The sequence below is a fragment of the Vulcanococcus limneticus LL genome, from assembly GCF_002252705.1.
GTDB lineage: Bacteria > Cyanobacteriota > Cyanobacteriia > PCC-6307 > Cyanobiaceae > Vulcanococcus > Vulcanococcus limneticus.
In genome coordinates this window covers 1-8,220 of record NZ_NQLA01000080.1, presented here as the reverse complement: position 1 = coordinate 8,220, position 8,220 = coordinate 1, and the positions used below count along the sequence as shown (strand labels likewise).

Annotated in this window: 4 protein-coding genes; all 4 read right to left on the bottom strand. The window is 58.5% G+C overall.

The window, feature by feature from the left end; genetic code table 11:
- Nucleotides 1–532: 532 nt before the first annotated feature.
- On the bottom strand, nucleotides 533–2,272 hold the full coding sequence (locus CJZ98_RS16770) for a SulP family inorganic anion transporter (RefSeq protein ID WP_198537924.1): 1,740 nt from the start codon (nucleotides 2,270–2,272) through the stop codon (nucleotides 533–535).
- Nucleotides 2,273–2,348: 76 nt separating this feature from the next.
- Nucleotides 2,349–3,380 (bottom strand): magnesium transporter CorA family protein, encoded by a 1,032-nt coding sequence (locus CJZ98_RS16765; protein ID WP_094592263.1) that lies wholly within the window; start codon nucleotides 3,378–3,380, stop codon nucleotides 2,349–2,351.
- Nucleotides 3,381–4,620: 1,240 nt separating this feature from the next.
- A complete protein-coding gene (locus CJZ98_RS16755) occupies nucleotides 4,621–6,735 on the bottom strand; it encodes an amylo-alpha-1,6-glucosidase (protein WP_094592262.1) in 2,115 nt (704 codons plus the stop codon).
- Nucleotides 6,728–7,798: a glycosyltransferase family 4 protein gene (locus CJZ98_RS16750; protein ID WP_094592261.1), complete on the bottom strand. Its 1,071-nt coding sequence runs from the start codon at nucleotides 7,796–7,798 to the stop codon at nucleotides 6,728–6,730. The genes CJZ98_RS16755 and CJZ98_RS16750 overlap by 8 nt, the downstream gene beginning before the upstream one ends.
- Between the last annotated feature and the right edge of the window lie 422 nt (nucleotides 7,799–8,220).

Here is an 8,220-nt window from a genome sequence, read left to right as displayed (position 1 = left end):
TTCTTTTTGCCTTGTTTGCCTTCTGGCTGCAGATCCTGAGCAGCCAGCTTGTAGCTCTGAGGTGCAACAAGCTGCCATCAAGCGTTGAGACAGCTGCGGCTTGATAATCACTCAGCAAGGCACCTGACTGCCAGAATCTGTATTGGCGGCAGCGGCTCCGACTTTCTCAGGAGGCCCTCAGTAGTCCAGCAATGTTCGAGACTGATTGCTAAGAATCGAACAGTCTTGGCAATCAGTCACTCGATCAACCATACATCTGCACGACCCTCAAGGCCTGCTCTGGGCATTGTATACAGGTTTTGCTTATGGCCGTTGCTGCGGCGACAATGAAAGCCATTAGGCAAGCGGGCCTTCTCAAAAGCGGGCTCGCATTGCTCCTCTGTGTCGAACAGGAGCTGGAGCTAAGGCATGAACACAGCCTATCTGGAATTGGATTCGATTAAGAGTCGTGAGTTGCGACTGATCTCTGTTTTCAATCCTAGCCTCTTGGCAAGATGGCTGCTGAGCGAACTGGGTACTCAAGCTCATTGATTCAGCTTGAAGCTGCGCCATCGAGATCTTTGACTTCATCCTCCCAGTCAACCCAATCAACGGCGTGGGCTTTGAGATAACAACTGACGGCCTCCCCAACCGTGGCAAAGAAACGATCTTCTCCAAATTGTGAAAATAGGCCAAAGCGCTTGAGTTTGTCTTTGACGGGATCTTTCATCTCAGCAATGCAGAGCCTGATTCCTGCCTTTGCTAAGTTGTGATCCAGTTCATCCAGAGTGTCGGCAGAGGTGACATCAATGCTGGTAAGAGGCTCAGCTCCCACGACGAGCCAGTTCACCGGAGTTGGTGATGACTCGACAGCCGCCATCACACGATTCCGGAAGAATTCAGCATTGGCGAAAAACAGGGGCGCATCCCACCGGAACAGAACCAGACCCGGGACCTGGCGCGACTCTGGGTAACGACTGATGTCGTGATAGCCCTTGACACCATCGACCCGTCCCAGGACCGCTGAGTGGGGACGCCACCCATCCCAGAGAAACTCAATCACAGCAATGGCGATCGCCAGACCAATGCCAGGAATGGCGCCAAGGAAGGCGACCCCGGCCAGGCAGACCATTGACAACCAGAATTCCCAGCGCTGGATGCGGTAGATGCGTCGAAGGTCAGCCACCTCGATCAAGGCGATCGCTGAAGCCATCACCACCCCTGCGAGCGCGGCGGTGGGCAGATTTCTTAAGAGGTTCGGCGCCGCCAGAAGCAGCGCGGCGACCGTGAGCGCCCCCACGACCCCGGTCAGCTGGGTCTTGGCGCCTGCCGCTTCGGCCACCGGCGTGCGCGAAGCGCTGGCGCTGATGGGGAGGCCCTGAAACAAACCTGCGACCAGGTTGGCCGCGCCCAATCCGACCATCTCCTGATTGGCATCGATCTTGTCCCCGATCCGCGCGGCGTAGGTTCTCGACAGCACGCTCGTGTCAGCGAACGACACAAGGGCGATGGCGAAGCCACCGAGCAACACGGGCACGATGTCGCCCGCGTTGATGGAGGGCACAGCCAGAGTGGGCAGACCTCTGGGAAGTGGACCGAGCACCGCCACACCGAATCGGGTCGCAAGATTGAGGGCTGTAACGCTGACAGTCGCGGCAACGACAGCCAGCAGAACTCCTGGGACGCGCCTGCTGCGTCTGAGGAGCCCGATCAATACCAAGGTGCCGATGCCAAGGGCCAGAGCTGCCCCATTCGTCCTGCCGGCCAGAACCGCTACCACAAAGGCCCAAGCTTCGTTGAGCAGTCCGTCGCCCTTGACTGTGAAACCGAACAGGGCCGGCAACTGGCTGACCAACACGGTCAAAGCGATGCCGTTCATGTAGCCGTAGCGGATCGGCTTGGAGAGCAATTCGGTGATGAAACCCAGGCGAGCGGTTCCGGCAAGTACGCACAGGCTGCCGGAGACGAGTGCCAACATCCCGGCCAGGGCCATGGCGCGCTGGGAATCACCCGCAGACAGCGGTAGCACGATGCCGAGGATGAGGGCGACGAGCGAAGAGTCCGGTCCCAGGACCAGCATCCGGCTGGGGCCAAACAGGGCATAGGCAAGCAAGCCGAAGATGGTGGCGTACAGGCCACTGATGGCCGGAACACCGGAAGCAACCGAGTAGGCAATGCCGACCGGTAGCAACACGGCCGTCAAGGCTAGGCCTGCTCCAATATCATGGCGGAGCCAGGCGATCTTGTACTGGCGGATGGCAGACAATCCAGGGACCCATCGCCTCCAACCCATGGAGGTTTGGCTTCGCTTGATGCGCGGGCTGGGAGGTGGGGCGAGGGGCAATGGAGGGGGTGTGGATGCGCTCATTTCAACGATGCCTGATGCGCTTCGGACCGGCTCGCTTCCTATCCAACCGACTGAGAAAGTAGTAACTTGCCAAACCCAGGAAGACCATACCGAGCATGAAGGCTGGATAGGACACACGCCAGTTGTCGGGGCCTGTGATCATCGACCATTCGGACATCCCCCCAATTCCGGCAAGCAGTGTCAACGGCATGAAGATTGTAGTGATCAGTGTCAGACGCCTGACCGTCATATTCGTCTCATTTGCCGCTCTTGCCATTTCGTTGTTGAGCATTGATAGATACATCTCCATTAAGCCAGTAACGATGTCCCGATACGACTCGGTCAGCTCGTAGAAGCGGACAAGGTGATCGTAGATGTCGCGATAATGATAGATTGATTGTTCCGAAATAAACCGGCAATCTTTTCGGCAAATCTTGTTGAGGATCTCGCGTTCGTGAAACAGGCTCTTTCGCAGCCTTAAAAGATAGCGCCGAAACCTGATCAATTCTGCTGGCTTGAAACTTGCGGGCTCTGCGATCAATAGTCCCTCCACATCATCCAACTCATCTTCGATGGCCTCTATGGCAACAAACTTATGATCTACAATGTAGTCAAGAATTAAGTACATGAGGTGGGAGGGGCCTTGCCGGACTCCTTCAATGTTCTTTTCGACAATACGCTGAATATCATCTAGATATGGCCGCTGCATGGAATCGAGGTGACTGATGCTAACGAAAAACTTGTCACCGATAAACATATTGATTTCGCCAACCTCTAGAATGCCTCTATTATACTCGAAGATGTTAAAAAGAATGAACGTGTTGTCTGGAAAGTCTTCGATCTTGGGAACCTGATTGTCATCCAGGCAGTCTTCAATCGATAGGGAATGGAGGCCGAGCAACTCAACGAGTCCAGATAGCTCCTTCCGTGATGGACCGCCGTAGTGCAACCAGGCATAACCATTGCCTACTGCTGCTTCAACGGCAGATACAGCCGTCTCAAACCGCTTCGGGGGGCCGTTGTTGCAGATCTGACAAAAGAAGGTGTGGGACACGGCACATTGAGCGGATTTGAACCACCAGAGTAGGGTGAGAAATGACGTTCATTGGCCGTCCCAAAGTTACGTTCTTGCATCATGGCCATAGCGGGCAGGGGCCATTGATACTACGCCTGGGCTCTATTCCCTATGGCGATGGTGTGTCGTTTCGCCTCTGGACTCCCCATGCCGAGCCGATCTCCGTGATCGGGTGTGTTTATCACCTTTGATGCCCTTCTCATGGAACATTGGCGATAATGGCCGATAAGGTGGTCGTTGATAGGCGTCGGCAGAGCTTTCATTTCAAAGCCCTCTCGTCCACCGGTCTATTGGTACTTCTTGCTCAGGCCATAAAGCTCCCTGCCATTCTGGCTTGCCCCCACCGAATGGAGCCAGCCAGTAATACCATTATACTGACGCCGCTATGGGGGCCCACTTAGATCAATTATAGCCTCAAGGAGCTACAAGCGGGTGCATTCATTCGCGTCAAGTCCACCAGGTTTCCGATTCTCCCGGGAGAGGCTGCTGAGCACGTTAATGAAGGGACGCACGACTAGGTGCTTGCCGATTGTCTAGTCGCTTGAATCAGAGAGTTGTGATAGTGGGGAGGTGAGACATTGGGGTAGCGCTGCAACCATTGGAGGTGGTAGATTGACTTGGCTGACTCTCGGCTCCTTTTTGGGAATAGCATTTGTGGTTGTTTATGTGACGATGCTTCTCTTGATTTCTGTGTCACGGATGGAGCTATGCCAGATCGATTCTGGAGTTGGCAGATGCTTTGGTTCGTAGATAATGGAGCTCACGCAGCTGCACCCAAGCTTCATGGCGACCTCCTGGCAGTTTATTGCTGTTGATCCCGAGGTATGCGTCCTGGCTCCTGGCCTGGATTCTCCCTATGTCAAGAGATAGTCCTGGGGGGGGCAGACGCGCGTTCAACTGCCAGCAGCATTCAGAAAACGGCAAGGGTGGGCGCCGCTGATGCCGCCTCTAAGTGGTCCGGAACAGCTCCCCCCTCTGCTTTGGAAAGCTGATGGCATCAGGCGGAGCCTAGTTTGCCGTCCCGGAGATTTGACGAGCAAAGTCGCTGGAGCTGTTCCAGTATTGAGTCCGCCGTCACACTCCAGTTGTACGGCGCCTTGGTCTTGTTGTAGGGCGCCTCGAATTGCTCGATCATGGCGATCAACTCCTTGACGCTGGAGAAGCTACCGCGTCGTATCGCCAGCTGGGTACTGTGAGCTGGGTGGCCCTGGCTTGGAAGTCACTTCATGATCAGCACGTCCACCCCAGGAGTTCGACCCCGCACAAGCACGCCCACGTCGTGATCGCTACGGTGGAACTGAAGATTGATCTCCTCCTCTCCCAGTCGCAGCCCGTTGATGTCGAGGAGGTTGAGTCCCTTCGGCAGACAGGGATTACGCAGGCGGACCTGCACTCGACTGCTGCCCTGCTCCCGCTCGATCGACATGCCGGTGACCGCCTCCAGCAGGCCGAAGACGCTGGCGCTGGCCCAGGCCTGGGGGCTGCAGGCCACCGGGTAGAACGTGGGGCCCTCCTCCTCCCGGCGCGGGAACCCGCAGAACAGCTCCGGCAACCGGAACATCGGCACGGCACTGGCTGTCTCGAACAGGCCAGTCAGGATCTGCAGCGCTTCGGAGCGATGGCCGTACCTGGCCAGACCCATGCCGATCACGGCGTTGTCATGGGGCCAGATCGAGCCGTTGTGATAGCTCATCGGGTTGTAGCGGTTCTCCCGTTCATCCAGGGTGCGTACCCCCCAGCCATTGAAGCTGGTGGGGGCCATCAGATGCCGCGCGATCGCAGAAGCCGCCTGTGCCGTGGCGATTCCGGTCCAGAGGCAGTGACCGGCATTCGACGCCCTCACCTCGCAGGGTTGACCTTCGCCATCAAGGGCAAGGGCATAGGAATCGATCGCCGGCCTCCAGAAGGCCTTGTGGAAACGCTGGCGCAGAGCGGCGGCCTCCTCCAGCAGCGCCTGGGCCTCGCTGCAGCGGCCCAGGCGCTGAAGAATCGAGGCGAGCGATCGGCGCGCACCATAGGCATAGGCCTGCACTTCGCAGAGGGCGATTGAGCCTTCGGCCAATCGTCCATCCGCATGGTGTATGGAATCGTCGGAATCCTTCCAGCCCTGATTGCTCAGGCCGCCCTCGGCAACCCGCAGGTAACGGAGGAACCCATCGGCACTGGTGGCTTCGGCCCTGTGGATCCAGGCCATGGCGGCCTGGAGCTCAGGCAGGAGGCTGGCGACGAAGTCCCGATCATCGCTGCGGCAGAGATAGTCGCCCGCAAGCATCAGAAAAAGCGGCGTCGAGTCGACGGCTCCGTAATAACGTGCGAAGGGTACTTCTCCGAGGGCCGCCATTTCTCCAAGCCGTGATTCGTGCAAGATCTTGCCCGGTTCCTCATCGTGGGCTGGATCATCAACACTGGCCTGGCGTCTGGCCAGGTAGCCGAGCACGCCCCGCGCCAGCCTGGGTTCCACCATCAGCATCTGGCGAGCCGTGATCAGGCCGTCACGGCCGAACGCACAGCTGAACCAGGGAACCCCGGCGTAGGGGTAGAGCCCATCCTCAACCTGGCTGGCCAGCAGGTGTACATCGGAGAAGGAGCGCATCAACCAACTGTTGAAGGCCTGGTTGTCGCTGACCACCGCAGCGGCGCTGCGCCTGGCGTCCCGGAACCGGTCGACCGTGGCGGCCATGGCCGTGTGGTAATGCTCCTCCGGGCCCAGCGGTATAGAGGCAGGATGGAAATCCAGCACAAGGAAGAGCCGACGGGTCTGCCTGGGCTCCAGGGTGATCAGCAGCTCGATGGTGTCCTCGCTCACGTCCTGAATGGGATCGCTCAGGCGCAGGACAGTCAGCCGATCCTCCCCATCCAGGCCGCTGTAGATGAGCTCCAGGGTGCCGTCATGACCTCGATGGGTGCGGCCACGCTCCGACCTGTGGTATCCCCTCACCTCGAAGATGTCGCGGAAATCCGCATCCAGGCGCAGGGTCAGCGGCATCTGGATGGGCCGGTCCTGGTAGCTGGTGAAGCAGAACTGCTGCAGGCAGGCCGTGGGCGTCAGCACGGTACTGCGCTCCAGATGCACCGTCATGGCGGCTGGTCCACCCGTATCACCATTGTTGTTGCTGAGGTGGCTCACGAGCACTCCCACCGCCCCGCGCTCGGTAGAGCTCAGCACCACCGGCGATCGGCCCCACAGCAACAGCTGCAGCCTGCTGACGTGACGGGTACCACGATGGAAAATTCCGGCTTCGTGCTGAAGCTCCGGGCAGATCTCGCCACGGGAATCCAGGATCGCGAAGGTTTCCTCGTTCTTGAGAACGAAGGGAGGCACTGGATCAGGCATACACCCCAGTCCTGGGAGCGGGGCTGAAACTGCGACGGGCCTGGATCAGGTGTCGGTAGAGCTGTTCGTAGTCCTCGGCCTGACGCGTCACCGAGAAGCGCACCTCGAAGTGGCTGCGGACCCGCGATCGGTCCAGCTGCTCCAGTCGGCCGACTGCGGCGATGGCCTCCTCGATCGATGCCACGAGAAATCCGTTAACCCCCTCTCGGATGATCTCAGGGGTGGAACCGTTGCGCCAAGCGATCACCGGGGCGCCGCAGGCGTTGGCCTCAATCATCACCAGACCGAAGGGTTCCGGCCAGTCGATCGGAAACAACAAGGCTAAAGCATTGCCCAGCAGATCCTGTTTGCCCTCGTCATTCACCTCACCAACGAATTCAATTGATGGGTTGTTCAGCAGCAGCGGCTCGATCTGTTCGTGGAAATAGGGAGCATCGACGGGATCGATCTTGGCGGCCACCTTCAATGGCAGGCCCACAGCCGTGGCGATGGCGATGGCGCGATCCAGCCGTTTTTCTGGCGAGATGCGGCCAACGAAGGCCAGGTATGGTTCGGGATTTGCATGGTAGCGATAGAGGTCACTGGGTAACCCGTGGTACACGGTCCCAAGCCAGTTGGCATGAGGCAAGGGCAGGCGCTGGTTTTCGGAGATCGACACCAGGGGCACCTGATTGAAGTGGGCATAGAGCTTTCTCTGCTCGGGCCCATGGAGGGGGCCATGCACGGTGCTCAGATGGGGCACTGCCAACAGGCGTGCCAGAGGGAAATGGAAGGTACCGTTATGGAAATGGAGGATATCGAAGTCATCGAGCTGCTCGATGACATGATCGAGCTGGATCGCGTCATGCACGCTGGGGTCACCCTCCTGGCCGCCCAGCCGCAAGGCCTCCGGTACGCACGGGCAGAGGTGGGCCGTGGTGAGAGAGTCACCGCTGGCAAAGAGGACCACCTCATGGCCACGCCGCACCAGCTCCTCAGTGAGATAGTGAACCACCCTTTCGGTTCCACCGTATCCGATCGGCGGAACCCTTTCGTGTAGCGATGAAATTTGCGCAATTCTCATAATTATACCTTCATGATTCAGGGTGTCGGCTCACTCAAACCATATCAAGAAATCGGAATTGAAGCAGCTTCCCATCAACCGCTATGAGTCGGCTCTTCAAACGTCAGTCGTGGCAAGGGGTGGGCAGGTCTATCACCTGGTTGGACCACGACCACCAACCCTGAACGGATCCCATGACCTTCACCGATGGGCTCGGAATCCCGAGATCATGCATCGTGACAACAGGTGCAGCAGCCACCGACGCAGCGGCTAACGGGGGCGGTGCCACACCCCCCAGATGGTTGGCCTGTGCCTGGCTGTCCCCCACCTGCCGCTTCCAGCGAGGCTGACGTGACCCCCTTTGTCGGTCCAGTCCTTATGAGAGTGGGTGGATGTGGTCATGCTGCAACTCCCTGTTGAGCTGCCTCCAGGGGCGTACGCCC

Excerpts from the sequence above, each read along its gene's own strand:
- CJZ98_RS16770 (WP_198537924.1), bottom strand. The coding sequence starts at position 2,272 with ATGGGTTGGAGGCGATGGGTCCCTGGATTGTCTGCCATCCGCCAGTAC.
- CJZ98_RS16755 (WP_094592262.1), bottom strand. The coding sequence starts at position 6,735 with ATGCCTGATCCAGTGCCTCCCTTCGTTCTCAAGAACGAGGAAACCTTC.
- CJZ98_RS16750 (WP_094592261.1), bottom strand. The coding sequence starts at position 7,798 with ATGAGAATTGCGCAAATTTCATCGCTACACGAAAGGGTTCCGCCGATC.